The organism is Streptomyces sp. NPDC028910, assembly GCF_055564955.1.
On record NZ_JBVHVF010000003.1, the window covers coordinates 197,467 to 213,842 of the forward strand.

General features: G+C 69.8%; 10 protein-coding genes. 7 read left to right on the forward strand and 3 right to left on the reverse strand.

Going from position 1 to position 16,376, the window contains the following annotated elements:
* Positions 1-4 precede the first annotated feature (4 nt).
* Both ACZ4TV_RS05775 and ACZ4TV_RS05780 read right to left on the reverse strand, forming a co-directional pair.
* Entirely contained in the window at positions 5-1,465 is a 1,461-nt protein-coding gene (locus ACZ4TV_RS05775; RefSeq protein WP_468131058.1) for a glycosyltransferase family 87 protein, read from the reverse strand.
* 93 nt (positions 1,466-1,558) lie between these two features.
* Complete coding sequence (locus tag ACZ4TV_RS05780; RefSeq protein ID WP_468131060.1) at positions 1,559-4,165, reverse strand: transglycosylase domain-containing protein; 2,607 nt, start codon at positions 4,163-4,165, stop codon at positions 1,559-1,561.
* 273 nt (positions 4,166-4,438) lie between these two features.
* Between ACZ4TV_RS05780 and ACZ4TV_RS05785 the strand changes: the two genes are divergently transcribed.
* From ACZ4TV_RS05785 to ACZ4TV_RS05795, 3 genes are all read left to right on the forward strand, one after another.
* Positions 4,439-5,041 carry a PadR family transcriptional regulator gene (locus ACZ4TV_RS05785; RefSeq protein ID WP_468131062.1) on the forward strand — a complete coding sequence of 201 codons (603 nt, stop codon included), beginning with the start codon at positions 4,439-4,441 and terminating at the stop codon, positions 5,039-5,041.
* A gap of 49 nt (positions 5,042-5,090) precedes the next feature.
* Entirely contained in the window at positions 5,091-6,173 is a 1,083-nt protein-coding gene (locus ACZ4TV_RS05790; RefSeq protein WP_468131064.1) for an inositol-3-phosphate synthase, read from the forward strand.
* 104 nt (positions 6,174-6,277) lie between these two features.
* On the forward strand, positions 6,278-7,546 hold the full coding sequence (locus tag ACZ4TV_RS05795; RefSeq protein WP_468131066.1) for an MFS transporter: 1,269 nt from the start codon (positions 6,278-6,280) through the stop codon (positions 7,544-7,546).
* A gap of 69 nt (positions 7,547-7,615) precedes the next feature.
* On the opposite strand, the gene ACZ4TV_RS05800 is transcribed toward ACZ4TV_RS05795, so the two are convergent.
* Positions 7,616-9,082 carry a CCA tRNA nucleotidyltransferase gene (locus tag ACZ4TV_RS05800; protein ID WP_468131068.1) on the reverse strand — a complete coding sequence of 489 codons (1,467 nt, stop codon included), beginning with the start codon at positions 9,080-9,082 and terminating at the stop codon, positions 7,616-7,618.
* A 186-nt stretch (positions 9,083-9,268) separates the two neighbouring features.
* Here ACZ4TV_RS05800 and ACZ4TV_RS05805 point away from each other — a divergent pair, with 186 nt between their 5' ends.
* From ACZ4TV_RS05805 to sigM, 4 genes are all read left to right on the forward strand, one after another.
* The gene (locus tag ACZ4TV_RS05805; RefSeq protein ID WP_468131070.1) at positions 9,269-11,524 is read left to right on the forward strand and encodes a DUF6049 family protein; all 2,256 of its coding nucleotides are present in this window, start codon (positions 9,269-9,271) and stop codon (positions 11,522-11,524) included.
* A 46-nt stretch (positions 11,525-11,570) separates the two neighbouring features.
* The gene (murJ, locus tag ACZ4TV_RS05810; protein ID WP_468131072.1) at positions 11,571-13,745 is read left to right on the forward strand and encodes a murein biosynthesis integral membrane protein MurJ; all 2,175 of its coding nucleotides are present in this window, start codon (positions 11,571-11,573) and stop codon (positions 13,743-13,745) included.
* Between the two features lie 117 nt (positions 13,746-13,862).
* Positions 13,863-15,572 carry a protein kinase family protein gene (locus ACZ4TV_RS05815; protein WP_468131074.1) on the forward strand — a complete coding sequence of 570 codons (1,710 nt, stop codon included), beginning with the start codon at positions 13,863-13,865 and terminating at the stop codon, positions 15,570-15,572.
* Between the two features lie 98 nt (positions 15,573-15,670).
* Positions 15,671-16,366 (forward strand): RNA polymerase sigma factor SigM, encoded by a 696-nt coding sequence (gene sigM / locus ACZ4TV_RS05820; protein ID WP_468131076.1) that lies wholly within the window; start codon positions 15,671-15,673, stop codon positions 16,364-16,366.
* Positions 16,367-16,376 lie beyond the last annotated feature (10 nt).

Genomic DNA, 16,376 nt, shown 5'->3' on the forward strand with positions numbered 1-16,376 from the left:
CAGGTCAGTGCCTGGGGCCCGTGCCCCAGTCGACCCGCTGTCCCTCCGAGGGCGCCGCGTACCGCGGCGCCCTCGCCGCGTCCGACAGCACGAACACGTCCTCGGCCCCGTCCAGGACGCCACCGGAGGGGTCGTCCGAGCCGTCCCGGCGCACGACGTCCCGCTCGGGCATCAGGATGTCCCGGACGATGACCGCGCACAGGTAGAGGGTGGTCAGCAGGTGGGCGGCGATCGCCAGCTGGTAGCCCTCCACGGGCAGGCCCTGGTGCTTGTCCCCGCTGGTCGTGTAGGCGAGGTAGAACCAGATCCCGAGGAAGTAGACGACCTCGCCGGCCTGCCAGATCAGGAAGTCCCGCCAGCGCGGCCGGGCCAGCGCGGCGAGCGGGATGAGCCACAGCACGTACTGCGGCGAGTAGACCTTGTTGCACAGGATGAAGACGGCGACCACCAGGAAGGCCAGCTGCGCGAACCGGGGCCGCCGGGGGGCGGTCAGGGTGAGCAGTGCGATGGCCCCGCACAGCAGGAGCGTCAGCCCCGTCGCGTACGTGTTCGCGCCGTCCAGGGGGTTGCCCGAGCGCTGGGAGATCAGCAGCCATACGGATCCGAAGTCGATGGGCCGCTCCTGGCTGAAGGTGTAGAACTTCGTCCAGCCGTCCCAGGCCAAGAGCATGACGGGCAGGTTCACCGCGAGCCAGGCCGCGGCCGCGCCGACGACGGCCGAGCCGAAGTCGCGCCACTTGCCCGCCCGCCAGCAGAGCACGAACAGCACCCCGAGCAGCAGCACGGGATAGAGCTTGGCAGCGGTGGCCAGGCCGATGAGGACGCCGAAGAGGACCGAGCGCCCGCGCGACCACATGAGCATCCCGGCGGCGGTCAGTGCGATGGCCAGCAGGTCCCAGTTGATCGTCGCCGTCAGTGCGAAGGCGGGCGCGAGGGCGAAGAGCAGGGCGTCCCAGGGCCGGCGCCGGTGGGTACGGGCCACACAGACGGCGATGACCGCCGCGCAGGCCATCAGCATGCCCGCGTTGACCATCCAGTACATCTGCTCGCGGTGCTGCATGGAGCCGCTGCCGGGGGTCAGCCAGGAGGCGATCTCCATGAAGAGCCCGGTGAGCACCGGGTACTCCAGATACTCCATGTCGCCGGGGAGCCGGTCGAAGTAGGGCGTCAGGTTGTCGGCGAAACCGCGTACCGCGTACAGGTGCGGGATGTCGGAGTAGCAGGCGTGCGTGTACTGCGAGCCCGCTCCCCGGAACCATGCCCAGTCGTAGCAGGGCAGCTTCTGCACCATGCCGAGCGCGAACATGCCGATGGCGATCAGGGCCACGATGCGGACCGGCCCCAGCCAGTGGCCGCCGAGCCGGGCGTAGCGGCCGAGCGGGCCACCGATGAGCTCACTGCCGGCTGCGGCGACCTCGTCCTGCTGCGTGGGCAGTACGGGGCGGTCCTCGTGCACCTTGGTCATGGGCTCATCCTGCCGTACGGGGCCGGACATGAGGGAAGGCCGTCGCACGGCGGGTGCGACGGCCTTCCTCGGCTCACGGGGCGCCGGGGCCCATCACTCGGCCTCGCTGCCGGTGACGTCTCCGGTGGTGCCACCCGGGCGGCCCGGTTTGGCGGTGTTCGTCGGCGACGGCGATCCGCTGGATCCGCCGGTGGTGCCGGCGATGATCCCTGAGCTGGATCCGCTGTTCGTGCTTCCGTCACTGGTCCCGCCCGTGGTGTCCGGGTCGCAGTACAGCTCCCACGGCTTGCAGGACGGCTTGCCGCCCTTGGAGGGGCTCGGGGACGGCGGCGGGGAGCTCGGGGGGAGCGTCGACGGAGACGCGGACGGCGGCACGAGGACCGAGGGGGTGGGGGAGGGGGCACCGGCGGAGTCGGCGGTGACGCCGATGTCCTCGGCCTCCGGGAAGTTCTTGGCCGGGACGCCCTTGAGCGCCTCGCTCATGTACTCGGTCCAGATCTCGGCCGGGATGTCACCACCGTGGATGGAGGGGATGTCACCGACGCCGTTCATGGAGATCAGCGCCTTGTCCGCCGAATTGGGGTCGCTGCGGAAGAGAGCGACGGAGGTGGACAGCTCCGGGGTGTAGCCGACGAACCACGCCGACTTGTTCTTGTCCGTGGTACCGGTCTTGCCCGCCGCGGGCCGGCCCAGCTTCTTGGCCTTCTTGCCGGTGCCGTTCTGGACGACGTTCTCCAGCACCTTGGTGATGTTGTCCGCGACGGAGGCGTCCATGGCCCGCTGGTCCTTGGGGGGCTCGAAGCCGGACAGCTTCTCGCCGTTCTTCGCGACTTCGATCACGGAGTACGGCTCGCGGTGCGTACCGGAGGCGGCGAAGGTGGCGTACGAGTCGGCCATCCGGATGGCGCTGGGCGTCGAGGTGCCCAGGGCGAAGGAGGCGTCGTTGTTCGGGTTCAGCGATTCCGGGAGGAGGCCCGTGGACGTGGCCACCTCGCGGACCTTGTCGTGGCCGACGTCGAAGACGAGCTGGGCGAACGGGACGTTGATGGACTTCTCCATCGCCTCGTTGAGGTCGACGTATCCGAAGGGGGTGGTGGCCTCGTTCTTCTGCTTGAAGGGGTTCCCGGAGGCATCGCGCAGGGGCTTGCCGTCACGGTTGTTGATCACGGTCAGGTCGTTGGCCTGGTACTTGCTGTCGACCGAGATGCCCTGGCCCTTGGAGTACTGGGTGCCGTACTCCATCGCCGCCGCCAGCACGTACGGCTTCCAGGTCGAGCCGACCGGGACACCGCTGGTGTTGGCGTTGTTGCTGAAGTACTTCTGGTCCCAGCCCGGGCCGCCGTACAGGGCCACGATGGCCCCGGTCTTCACGTCCACGGAGGCCGCGCCGAACTGCACGAAGGTGTCGGTATCAGGGCGTTTCTTCTCGTCGATGAACCCGTTGCGGATGTCCTCGACCGCCTTGACCAGGGCGTCCACCTTCGGCTTCTGGAAGGTGGTCTTGATCCGGTAACCACCCAGGGCCATCTGCTCGGGAGTGATGCCCTTGGTCTTCATCACGTAGGCCTTGGCCGTGTCGACCAGGTAGCCGATCTGGCCCGTCATGCCGCGGGCCTGTTCCGATTCGACGCGCGGGGGGAAGTCCGCGTCCTTGTACTTCTCCCGCTCGGCCTTGTCCATCCGGCCGACTTCGACCTCGCGGTCCAGCACCCAGGCCCAGCGCTTCCTGGCCCGCTGCTCGTTGAGGGCGGGCGTGGCCGCGGCGCCGATGCCGCCGTCCGGGTTGTAGAGGTTGGGGCCCTTGAGCACGGCGGCGAGGAAGGCGCACTCGGCGGGGTTCAGGTCCTGGCTGTCCTTGCCGAAGTAGGCGCGGGCCGCGGCCTGGATGCCGTAGGCGTCCCGCCCGTAGTAGGCGGTGTTGAGGTAGCCCGCGAGGACGGTGTCCTTCTCCTCGGAGACACCCAGCTTTATCGCGATGAAGAGCTCGGTGACCTTCCGCTTGAGCGTCTGTTCGGAGTCCAGGTAGGTGTTCTTCACGTACTGCTGGGTGATGGTCGAGCCGCCCTGGGTCGAGCCGCCCGTGGCCATATTCCACACGGCGCGGGCGATGCCCATCGGGTCCACGCCCTTGTCCGTCTCGAAGGACTGGTTCTCCGCCGCGATCACGGCGTCCCTCATCGACCGGGGGATGCTCGAGATGGGCACGATCTGCCGGTTCATCGAACCGCCGGTCGCCACCATCTGGCTGCCGTCTTCCCAGTAGAAGACGTTGTTCTGCGCCTGGGCGGCCTTGTGCGGGTCGGGCGTGTTCACCAGGGCGATGCCGATGCCGGCGCCGGCGACCATGACCGCGAAGAAGCCCAGGGCGGTGCCGGAGACGAACTTCCAGGACGGTACGAAGCGCTTCCAGCCGTCCCGGTCGGACCGCGGGTAGTTGATCAGCCGCTTGTCCGGGCGACCGGCGCCGCGCGCGGCGTTTCCGGTTCCTCTTCCGCGGCCGGCGGACCCTCTCTGGGCGGCCCGGCGGGCCTCGGCACGACTGCCGGCGGCGGGCTGCTGTCCGTACGGGCCGCTGGGTGACGCGGTGGGGACGTCACGTCTTGCCGCAGCGCCCCTGCCGGGGCGCTGCTGGGCGGCGCGGCGGGCGGCGGCGCGCCCACCACCCTGGGGCTGCGGCGGTTTGCGACGGTGCTCGCTCATCGAACGACTACTCCTCGGGCAGGCGAGTGGCCTGGAAGCGGCAGATGAATTCCGGTTCCCCCGGTGTCATGGCGCACAGACTACGCACGCTCAAAACCCGACCAGTGCCGAAGTTCACCCCAAATCAGGCAACCTGCCTCCCGCGAATTGGTGATGTGACGCCGGTCACCACGCCTCCCCTTGTCGATCAGGGCGGCCCGTTCTATCGTCTGGATGTATCGAGTCGATACATCAGCTCGGCATAAAGACTCAGGGGCGGAGGGAGGCAGGCGGATGAGCAGACGCTCAGGCATCCTCGAGTTCGCCGTCCTCGGCCTGCTTCGCGAATCCCCCATGCACGGCTACGAGCTGCGCAAGCGGCTCAACACCTCACTGGGGGTGTTCAGGGCCTTCAGCTACGGGACGCTCTACCCCTGCCTCAAGACTCTGGTCGCCAACGGCTGGTTGATCGAAGAACCGGGCAACGCCCCGGAAGACGCTCTCGCCGCTTCACTCGCAGGGCGCCGCGCCAAGATCGTCTACCGGTTGACGGCCGCGGGTAAGGAGCACTTCGAGGAGCTCCTCTCCCACACGGGCCCCGACACCTGGGAGGACGAGTCCTTCGCCGCCCGCTTCGCCTTCTTCGGCCAGACCGAACGAAACGTGCGCATGCGGGTACTGGAGGGCCGCCGCAGCCGGCTGGAGGAGCGCCTGGAGAAGATGCGCGCCTCACTCGCCCGCACGCGGGAGCGCCTCGACGACTACACGCTTGAGCTGCAGCGGCACGGCATGGAGTCGGTGGAGCGCGAAGTGCGCTGGCTGAACGAGCTCATCGAGAGTGAGCGGGCGGGACGGGATCGGAGACGATCCGGTCCGTCCGACGAAACTGAAAAATGAGGCCTGCATCTCGCAGACCTCGTCCGAGAACAAATAGGGAGCAACCGGAATGGGTTCGGTTCGCGTAGCCATCGTCGGCGTAGGCAACTGCGCCGCCTCGCTGGTGCAGGGCGTCGAGTACTACAAGGACGCCGACCCGGCGTCCAAGGTCCCCGGTCTGATGCACGTCCAGTTCGGCGACTACCACGTGCGTGACATCGAGTTCGTCGCCGCGTTCGACGTCGACGCGAAGAAGGTCGGCCTCGACCTTTCGGACGCCATCGGCGCCAGCGAGAACAACACCATCAAGATCTGCGACGTCCCGAACACCGGGGTGACCGTTCAGCGCGGCCACACCCTGGACGGGCTGGGCAAGTACTACCGCATGACGATCGAGGAGTCCCCCGAGGCTCCCGTCGACGTGGTCCAGATCCTCAAGGACCGCCAGGTCGACGTCCTCATCTGCTACCTGCCCGTCGGCTCCGAGGACGCGGCGAAGTTCTACGCCCAGTGCGCCATCGACGCCAAGGTCGCCTTCGTCAACGCTCTCCCGGTCTTCATCGCCGGCACCAAGGAGTGGGCCGACAAGTTCACCGAGGCCGGTGTCCCGATCGTCGGCGACGACATCAAGTCGCAGGTCGGCGCCACCATCACGCACCGTGTGATGGCGAAGCTGTTCGAGGACCGCGGTGTCCGTCTTGAGCGCACCATGCAGCTCAACGTCGGCGGCAACATGGACTTCAAGAACATGCTGGAGCGCGACCGCCTCGAGTCGAAGAAGATCTCCAAGACGCAGGCCGTCACCTCGCAGATCCCCGACCGTGAGCTCGGCGAGAAGAACGTCCACATCGGCCCGTCCGACTACGTGGCGTGGCTCGACGACCGCAAGTGGGCCTACGTCCGCCTCGAGGGCCGTGCCTTCGGCGATGTCCCGCTGAACCTCGAGTACAAGCTCGAGGTGTGGGACTCCCCGAACTCCGCCGGTGTCATCATCGACGCGCTGCGCGCTGCGAAGATCGCCAAGGACCGCGGCATCGGCGGCCCGATCCTTTCGGCGTCCAGCTACTTCATGAAGTCGCCGCCGGTGCAGTACTTCGACGACGAGGCCTACGCCAACGTCGAGAAGTTCATCAAGGGCGAGGTCGAGCGCTAGTCGAACCCAAGGGTCCTATGGACACCAGGGCTTCGACTGTTCTTCCGCGGAGGGTCCCCGGGCAATGTGCCCGGGGACCCTCCGCGTATGTGACCCTTGCCCTCATGCCTGTCGTACGTGATCTGCGCGTACTCCTGCGCCTGAGGGACTTCCGCAACCTGCTCGCCGTACGGCTGCTCTCCCAGGCGGCGGACGGCGTCTACCAGGTCGCGCTCGCCACCTACGTCGTCTTCTCCCCGGAGAGGCAGACCTCCCCGGCAGCCATCGCCTCGGCCATGGCGGTCCTGCTGCTGCCCTATTCGGCGATCGGACCCTTCGCCGGAGTACTGCTCGACCGCTGGCGCCGCCGTCAGGTCTTCCTCTACGGCAATCTGCTGCGTGCCTTCCTGGCCTGCGTCACCGGGATCCTGATCGTCGCGCACGTTCCCGACTGGCTGTTCTACGCCTCGGCGCTGTCCGTGACCGCCGTCAACCGCTTCGTGCTGGCCGGGCTCGCCGCCTCGCTGCCGCACGTCGTCGGCCCCGCCCAGTTGGTCACCGCGAACGCGCTCTCCCCCACCGCGGGAACCCTCGCGGCGGTCGCCGGCGGAGGACTGGCCGTCCTCGTCCGGCTGCTGACCTCCGACTCCGACGCTGTCGTCGTCCAGCTCGGCGCCGGGCTCTATCTCTGTGCGGCCCTCGTCTCGCTGCGCCTGGCCGTCGGCCTGCTCGGGCCCGACCATCCCCCTGGCCAGGTCCAGCCCTCGGTCGCAGAAGGGATCGCCCACACCGCGCGGGGCATGGCCGAAGGCCTCAGGCACCTCGCCGACCGGCGTGAGGCGGCCCGCGCGCTCATCGCGATGACCACGATGCGGTTCTGTTACGGGGCCCTGTTCGTCATGCTGCTGATGCTCTGCCGCTACGCCTGGTCGGACAACGAGGCCGACGGGTTGGCCCTGCTGGGCGTCGCGGTCGGCGCCTCCGGGGCCGGGTTCTTCGCGGCCGCAGTAGTGACCCCACGGCTGGTGGACCGGCTGGGCACCCTCGGCTGGATCACGGCCTGCTCCGCGGGCTCCGCGATCCTGGTGCCGGCCCTCGGCTTGTTCTTCGCGCCCGGACCGATGCTGGTCACCGCGTTCGTCCTGGGCCTCGCCACTCAGGGCGCCAAGATCTCCACCGACACGGAAGTGCAGTCCCGGGTGGACGACGAGTACCGCGGCCGTGTCTTCTCCGTCTACGACGTGCTGTTCAACGTCGCATTCGTCGGAGCGGCGGCGGTGGCCGCCCTCATGCTGCCCCCCGACGGGCGGTCCGTGGCCCTGCTCCTCACTGTGGCCGCCCTCTACGCCGCGACCGCGGCGATACTGGCTCGGCACGGGCGACGTTTCACGTGAAACATCGACTCGGCTGACGAGGTCGGGGTGCATGTTTCACGTGAAACATCCACCCCCGGCGCCGGCACGTCAGGCCTGCGCGGCCCACCACTCCTTGAGCGCGGCGACGGCGGCGTCACGCCCCATCGGACCGTTCTCCAGCCGCAGCTCCAGCAGGAAGGCGTAGGCCTTGCCGATCACCGGACCAGGGCCGACACCCAGCACCTGCATGATCTCGTTTCCGTCCAGGTCGGGGCGGATCGCGTCCAGCTCCTCCTGCTCCTGCAACTGCGCGATGCGCTCCTCCAGCCCGTCGTAGGTACGGGAGAGGGCGCCGGCCTTGCGCTTGTTGCGCGTGGTGCAGTCGGACCGGGTCAGCTTGTGCAGGCGCTCCAGCAGCGGACCGGCGTCGCGGACATAGCGACGCACCGCGGAGTCGGTCCACTCCCCGTCGCCGTAGCCGTGGAAGCGCAGATGCAGCTCCACGAGCCGGGACACGTCCTTGATCATGTCGTTGGAGTACTTCAGAGCGGTCAGCCGCTTCTTGGTCATCTTCGCGCCGACCACCTCGTGGTGGTGGAAGGAGACCCGGCCGTCACTCTCGAAGCGGCGGGTGCGGGGCTTGCCGATGTCGTGCAGCAGGGCCGCGAGCCGCAGCACCAGGTCCGGACCCTCTTCCTCGAGGGCGATCGCCTGCTCCAGCACGATCAGCGAGTGATCGTAGACGTCCTTGTGCCGGTGGTGCTCGTCACTCTCCAGCCGCAGGGCGGGCAGCTCGGGAAGCACCCGGTCGGCCAGCCCGGTGTCCACCAGCAGTCCCAGACCCTTGCGCGGGTGGTCGGACAGAATCAGCTTGTTCAGCTCGGCCTGGACCCGCTCCGCCGAGACGATCTCGATGCGGTCGGCCATCGCCTTCATGGCCGCAACGACCTCCGGGGCGACCTCGAAGTCCAGCTGCGCGGCGAACCGCGCCGCCCGCAGCATCCGCAGCGGATCGTCGGAGAACGAGTCCTCCGGGGTGCCGGGGGTGCGCAGCACACCGGCCGCCAGGTCATCCAGACCGCTGTACGGGTCGATGAACTCCTGCTCCGGCAGGGCCAGCGCCATGGCGTTGACCGTGAAGTCACGCCGGACCAAGTCGTCGTCGATCGAGTTCCCGTAGGCGACCTCGGGCTTGCGCGACGTGCGGTCGTAGGCCTCCGAGCGGTACGTCGTCACCTCGATCTGGAAGTCCCGTACGGCGTCCGCGACGCGGGCGCTCTTCTGCGCCCCGACGGTGCCGAAGGCGATGCCGACGTCCCACACCGAGTCGGCCCACGGCCGGACGATCTTGAGCACGTCCTCGGGGCGGGCGTCTGTGGTGAAGTCGAGGTCGTTGCCGAGACGCCCGAGCAGCGCGTCGCGGACGGACCCACCGACCAGGGCGAGGCGGAAGCCCGCCTCCTGGAATCGGCGGCCGAGCTCGTCGGCGACAGGGGCGACCCGCAGCAGTTCACTGACCGCGCGGCGCTGCACCTGACTCAGGGCACTGGGATTGTCTTCATTGGCGTTCGGCACAACAGAAAAGGGTACGTGCCCGGCCCGCCGGGGGCCGCCCCGTTTTGCGGCGACCCCGGTACACGGCTGCCCCAGGGCCGAGCCGATCATGTGGAGCAAGGCGCGGCACTCGCACACAGCGGGCCTCGTTACCATGCGTGGACGCACAAAAGACGACCACTGACACTTCGAGGGACGGGCTAGCGCGTGGCCGAGGCGGCAGACATCCAGGGGGAGTCCCCCGCTCCTGTCCGGCGCCGATGGCTGCGCCGGGCGGTCGTCCTGCTGAGCGGGACGCCCGTACTCGCCGCTCTGGTCTACTCCCCCGCCCCCAAGGCCGAGGCCGTCCAGGCTTCCTCCGTCGACGTCCAGCTGGTCTCCCTGGCCCCCAGCGCCCCCGTCAAGGGAGACACCCTCACCATCGAGGGCACGGTGCTCAACACCGGATCGGAGACGATCACCGAGGCCCATGTCGGCCTGCGGGTCGGGCCCGCCCTCGCGGACCGCTCGTCCATCGACGAGGCGGCCGAGCGCAACAGCTTCCGGGCCGGCATCGACCCGGGCGAGATCGACCCGGCCTACGCGGTGAAGATCGCCTCCCTGCCGTCGAAGGTCAGCCGGCCCTTCACCCTCACGATCCCGGTGAACAAGCTGGAGCTGGACAAGGACGGCGTCTACCAGCTCGGCGTCTCCCTGTCCGGGGTGACCGAGAGCCGCCCGTCCGAACAGGTACTGGGCATCAAGCGGACCTTCCTGCCCTGGCAGCCGGAGGCCGCCGCCAAGCGCTCCCAGCTGACCTACGCGTGGCCGCTGATCTCCACCACCCGCGTGACGGCGGAGACCGGCTCCGACGAACTCCAGACCCCCGTCTTCCTCGATGATTCGCTCGCCGAGGAGCTCAGGCCGGGCGGCCGCCTGGAGCAGATGGTCACCCTCGGAAAAGACCTGCCGATCACCTGGGTCATCGACCCCGACCTGCTCTACACGGTCGACGCGATGACCAAGGGCTACCGGGTCCGCAGCCCGGGCGGCAAGCCCGTCCAGGGGAAGAACAAGGCCGTCGCCGAGCAGTGGCTGAGCTCCCTGGAAGCCGCCGTCCAGGGCAAGAAGGTCGTCGCCCTGCCGTTCGCCGACCCCGACCTCGCCTCCCTCGCCCACCACGGCAAGGACGTCTCCGGCACCCTGGGCCAGCTGCGCCCCGCGACCGACAAGGCGAAGCAGGCCGTCGAGACGGTCCTGCACGTACCCGCGTCCACCGACTTCTCCTGGCCCGTCGACGGCGCCATCGACCCCTCGATCGTCAACGTCGCCACCTCCGCCGGCGCCCACAACGTCCTCACCCGCAGCGACAGCCTGGTGGAGAGCGGCGCCCTCGGATACACGCCCTCGGCCGCCCGGCCCATCGGCGCCGGCACCACCGCCGTCGTGGCGGACGCCGACCTGTCCACCGCCTTCGAGGGCAGCATGCTGAACGCGGGGAGCTCCACCCTCGCGGTGCAGCGGTTCCTCGCCCACAGCCTCGCCCTCAACCTGCAGAAGACCGACGAGCCGCGCAGCTTCGTCGTCGCCCCACAGCGGATGCCCACCGTCAGTCAGGTGCAGACGATGGCCGCCGCCCTCCGCGGCCTCCACGCGGGCCGCTGGACGCAGCCCGGGGACCTGGAGGCCGCGGCCGCCGCCAAGCCCGATCCCCGAGCCACCACCCAGGTGCCGGGCGCCGGGCAGTATCCCGATGCCCTGCGCAAGCAGGAGCTGCCGGTTTCGGCCTTCGAGAAGATCCGCACCACGCAGAACACCCTCGACCACTTCAAAGTGATCCTTGCCGCGCCCGACCGCGTGGAGATCCCCTTCGGCAACACCACCAACCGGGAGATGTCCACCTCCTGGCGCGGGCGTCCCGAAGAGGCCCGCCTCTACCGGGACCAGGTGCAGGACTACCTGATCGGTCTCACCGAGAAGGTCAAGGTCGTCCCCAAGTCGGACGCCACCCTGTCCGGACACAGCGCCACCATCCCGGTCAGCGTCCAGAACAGCCTCGTCCAGGACGTCCACAACCTCGTCCTGCGGGTGAAGTCCGCCAACCCGACCCGTCTGATGTTCGGCGACAGCGAGCAGGAGGTCACCGTCCAGGGCGACCACACCCAGACGGTCAAGTTCACCGCCAACGCCACCGCGAGCGGCCCCGTCGAGGTCACCGCACAGCTCTACACCAAGGACGGCATCCCGTACGGCAAGGAACGCAGGTTCACCGTCGAGGCCACCGAGATCACCCCCACCGTCATGCTGGTCATCGCCGGCGGTGTGCTCCTCCTGGTCCTGGCAGGCATCAAGATGTACGCCAGTCGCAAGCGCGTCGCGGCACGCGCGGCCGCCGAGGAGAGCACGCAGCAGAGTGACGAGTCCCCGGACACCGGACCGCAAAGCACCGACGGGTCCGGCACGGGTGAGACAGTGGACCGTTGAGCGATGCCGTGGCCGGCCGGCCTGGGGACGATGAGGTGGGGTTTCGATGAACGCGCCGTACGACGGTGACCGCGCGCAGGGCACTGGTGGGCCTGCGCCCGCCCAGGGCACTGCCCCGGGCACTCCCGTGCCCGGGCAGGTCCCCGCGCCTGCGCCCGCGCCGGACCGCGACCCGTATGTCCAGGATGCCTACGACTACGACCCGTACCGGTCTCAGGACCTGTCCGCCCAGGACCCCGTCGCCGAGGTCCTCTACGACCGGGCCGCCCACCCCCCGCCGCCGCCCGGTACCTACCAGGAGCCCGGCCCGCTCTACGCGGCGCCGACCTCGCCCTCGTACTCTCCCGACCCGCGCGTCTGGGCCCAGACCCCGCCGCCCGAGCCGGACGGCCCCTCCCGCCACCTGCCGTACGGCGACCGACCCTCCACCACCCAGTTCGTCGGCGTGGACTCCCTCGTCACCCAGGCCTCGGACGAGCAGCCCGCACCCGACGCCTTCGCGCACCTCTACCGGGACCAGGAGGCGGCGCCCCGCACCCCCGCCGAGGACCCCCCCGTCGCCGCCCCGGCACCGAGCAAGCCCGCCGGACGGGCCGCCAGCCTCCTCAAGTCCAGCGCGCTCATGGCCGCCGGCACGATCGTCTCCCGCATCACCGGCTTCCTGCGGACCCTGGTCATCGCCGGCGCCATCGGCGTCGGCACCTTCAACGACACGTACCAGATCGCCAACACCCTGCCCACGATGATCTACGTGCTGGTCGGTGGCGGCGCCCTCAACGCCGTCTTCATCCCGCAGCTGGTCCGGGCCATGAAGAACGACAGCGACGGGGGAGAGGCGTACGCCAACCGGCTGCTTACCCTCGTCGTGGTCCTGCTGGCCGGCATCACCACCATCTGTGTGCTGGCCGCACCCGTGTTCATCACGATGATGTCGCCGAAGATCGCTTCGGACCCCCAGCAGATGGACGTCGCGGTCGCCTTCGCGCGCTACTGCCTGCCCACCATGTTCTTCATGGGCGTCCACGTGGTCCTGGGTCAGATCCTCAACGCACGCGGCCGCTTCGGCGCGATGATGTGGACCCCGGTCCTCAACAACATCGTGGTCATCGCCACCTTCGGCGCCTTCATCTGGGCCTTCGGCGGCTTCACCACCTCCGGCGTCAACGCCACCACCGTCACCGCGGAGGGCGTGCGCCTGCTGGGCCTGGGCACCCTGCTCGGCCTCACCGTCCAGGCCCTCGCGATGCTGCCCTACCTGCGCGACGCGGGCTTCAAGCCGCGCCTGCGCTTCGACTGGAAGGGCCACGGCCTCGGCAAGGCCGCCCGGCTGGCCAAGTGGACGTTCTTCTTCGTCCTCGCCAACCAGATCGGCCTCGTCGTCGTCACCCAGCTCGCCACCTGGGCGGGAGCCGTCGCGGAGAAGCAGGGCCACTCCGGTACCGGCATCACGGCCTACAACTACGCGCTGCTGCTGTGGCAGATGCCGCAGGCGATCATCACCGTCTCCGTCATGACGGCCGTCCTGCCCCGCATCTCCCGCTCCGCCCACGACGGGGACGCCGCCGCGGTCCGCGACGACATCTCCTACGGACTGCGCACCTCGGCCGTCGCGATCGTGCCCTGCGCCTTCGCGTTCCTCGCCCTCGGCGTCCCGATGGCCACCCTGCTCTACGCCGGGTCGGGCGCCGGCGCCCAGAACATCGGCTACGTCCTGATGGCCTTCGGCCTCGGACTGATCCCGTACTCCGTCCAGTACGTCGTCCTGCGCGGCTTCTACGCCTACGAGGACACCCGGACGCCCTTCTACAACACCGTCATCGTCGCCGCCGTCAACGCGGCGGTCTCCACGGCCTCCTTCTTCGTGCTGCCGGCCCGGTGGGCGGTCGTCGGCATGGCCGCCGCCTACGGCCTCGGCTACACCGTCGGCGTCGGCGTCGCCTGGCGCCGTCTGCGCACCCGCCTCGGCGGCGACCTCGACGGCCCCCACGTGATGCGCACCTACGCCCGCCTCACCGGCGCCTGCGTCCCCGCGGCCGCCGTGGCGGGCGCCGCCGCCTACGGGGTAACCCGGTGGCTGGGCAACGGAGTCGGCGGTTCCGCCGCCGCCCTCCTGGCCGGCGGGATCGCCCTGGCAGCCGTGTTCCTCATCGCCGCCAAGCGCATGCGGATCGAAGAGCTCAACTCGATGGTCGGAATGGTCCGCGGACGTTTGGGGCGCTGATGCGCACAACCGTCGCCCCCCTTCGTGTGTCGTGCATAGCGTCGGACTGTGGGCACAATTGGCATGGCTTCGCAGACTGGCCTACAGCGCGCAACGGATGGGGAGGCGGGAACGACGGTGGCGGAACGTAGCACGGCTGCCGTCGACGTGGCCGACAACAGCGGCGATGAGCCGCTGACCGCTCAGGCGGCACAGGCCACGTCCGACGGGGTGGACACCCAGAACGGACGAGCCGCGGACGGACCCATGCCCGACAAGGACGGCGAACGCACGAAGGCGGCCCCCGCGGCCGCACCCGAACTCCACAGCGGCCACAAGCTCGCCAGACGCTACCGGCTGGAAGAGTGCGTCACCCGTGTGGACGGATTCAGCAGCTGGCGTGCGATGGACGAGAAACTGCGCCGCGCCGTGGGCGTCCACCTGATGCCCGCCGACCACGCGCGGGCACGCTCCGTCCTGGCAGCCGCGCGCTCCTCCGCCCTCCTCGGCGACCCCCGGTTCGTCCAGGTCCTCGACGCCGTGGAGGAGAACGACCTCGTCTACGTCGTCCACGAGTGGCTGCCCGACGCCACCGAACTCACCGCGCTTCTGGCCGCCGGCCCCCTGGAGGCCCATGAGGCCTACCAGCTCGTCAGCCAGATCTCCCAGGCGATGGCCGCCGCGCACCGCGAGGGTCTCGCCCATCTGCGGCTGACGCCCAGCGCGATACTGCGCACCTCCACGGGCCAGTACCGCATCCGCGGCCTCGCCGTGAACGCCGCGCTGCGCGGCATCACGAGCGAGACCCCCCAGCGCGCCGACACCGAAGCCATCGGCGCCCTCCTGTATGCCGCCCTCACCCAGCGCTGGCCGTACGAGAACGACGCGTACGGTCTCACCGGCCTGCCCAAGGGCGTGGGCCTGATCGCCCCCGACCAGGTCCGCGCCGGCGTCCATCGGGGCCTGGGCGAACTCGCCATGCGCGCACTCGCCAACGACGGGGCCACCGCCTCCCGCCAGGAACCGGCCTGCACCACCCCCGAGGAGCTGGCCAAGGCCGTGGCCGCGATGCCCCGCATCCGGCCGCCGGAGCCCGCCTTCACCGCCCCGCCCGAGTACCAGCACACCACCTACCAGCAAGGCAGCTACGGCCGTCCCACGCCTCCTGGCGGGACCACCGCCCAGAGCCTGGCCGTCGCGCCCCCGCCGCCCCCTCTGCAGAGCCGTACCGGCCGGGCCCTCAAGTGGGGTGTCGCCGCCCTGCTCATCGCCGCCCTCGGCCTGGGCAGCTGGCAGCTCGCCGACACCATCCTGGATCACAGCAACGGCGGCACCAACGGCCCGAACCACACGCAGAACGAGTCCGACGACGCCCAGAAGCCCGTCGAACCCGGCAAGCCACTGGCGATCAGGGACGTGTCCGTCATCGCGGACGTGAGCCCGGCACGCGCCGGGCTGAGCATCGACGGCAAACCCGACACGGCCTGGTACACGCCCCAGTACTACAACTACGCGAAGTTCGGAAACCTGCTGAACGACGGCAGCGGCATCATCGTCGACCTCGGCACCCCGCATAACGTGACCGGGATCGACCTGGACCTGTATCTGCCCGGCCAGAAACTCGAAGTCCGCGCAGCGGCCCCCGAGGCCTCCGCACCCGGCTCCGTCAGCGACTTCAACCAGCCCCTCACCAAGCTGGAGACCGCTGGAAAGAAGCTCGAGGCCACGCTCGCCACCCCGGTCCGCACCCGGTACGTCCTCATCCACATCACCGAGCTGCCCGCCGACGGCGAGGGCGGCTACCGGGGCGGCATCAACGAAATCAAGATCCTCGGCACGGCTTCCTAGCCCGCCCGGGGGCCCCGGGGTCCGCTGCGCCACCGGCACAGCGGACCCTCGTGATTCCCCCGCCCAAGCCGTAATCTCCCTCCCGGAGGCGAGGTGTGATGCACGACGCGACGACCGGCGACGCGAGCGACGCGGACCTGCTGGCCCGGCACGCCGCCGGCGACACCGAGGCCTTCGGTGAGCTCGTGCGGCGTCACCGGGACCGGCTGTGGGCCGTGGCGCTGCGGACCCTCGGCGACCGCGAGGAGGCCGCCGACGCCGTGCAGGACGCCCTGGTCTCCGCCTACCGGGCCGCCCACACCTTCCGCGGGGAATCCGCCGTGACCACCTGGCTGCACCGCATCACCGTCAACGCCTGCCTCGACCGTGCCCGCAAGGCCGCCTCCCGCAGGACCGCGCCTCTCGACGACACGGACCGCCTGGAGCGTCTCCTGGAGCCCCACGAGTCCGCTGAGGCCCCGGCGGAGCGCCAGGACCTCCACCGCCAGCTCCTGGCCGCCCTCGGTACCCTCCCGGCCGAACAGCGGGCCGCCCTCGTCCTCGTGGACATGCAGGGATACCCCGTCGCGGAAGCCGCCCGCATCCTCGACGTCCCCACCGGCACCGTCAAGAGCCGGTGCGCACGGGGCCGGGCGAAACTCGTCCCGCTCCTCACTCATCTGCGCACGAATGCCGGGGATAACACCACCACCGAGCGGGGAAGGAACCGGACGCCGGGGACAGCCGTCCCACCAGCGGCAGAACCCAGGCATTCAGACCCAGACGCTGTGAAGGGCGGAGGTGGACGACCGTGACCCCAGCGAC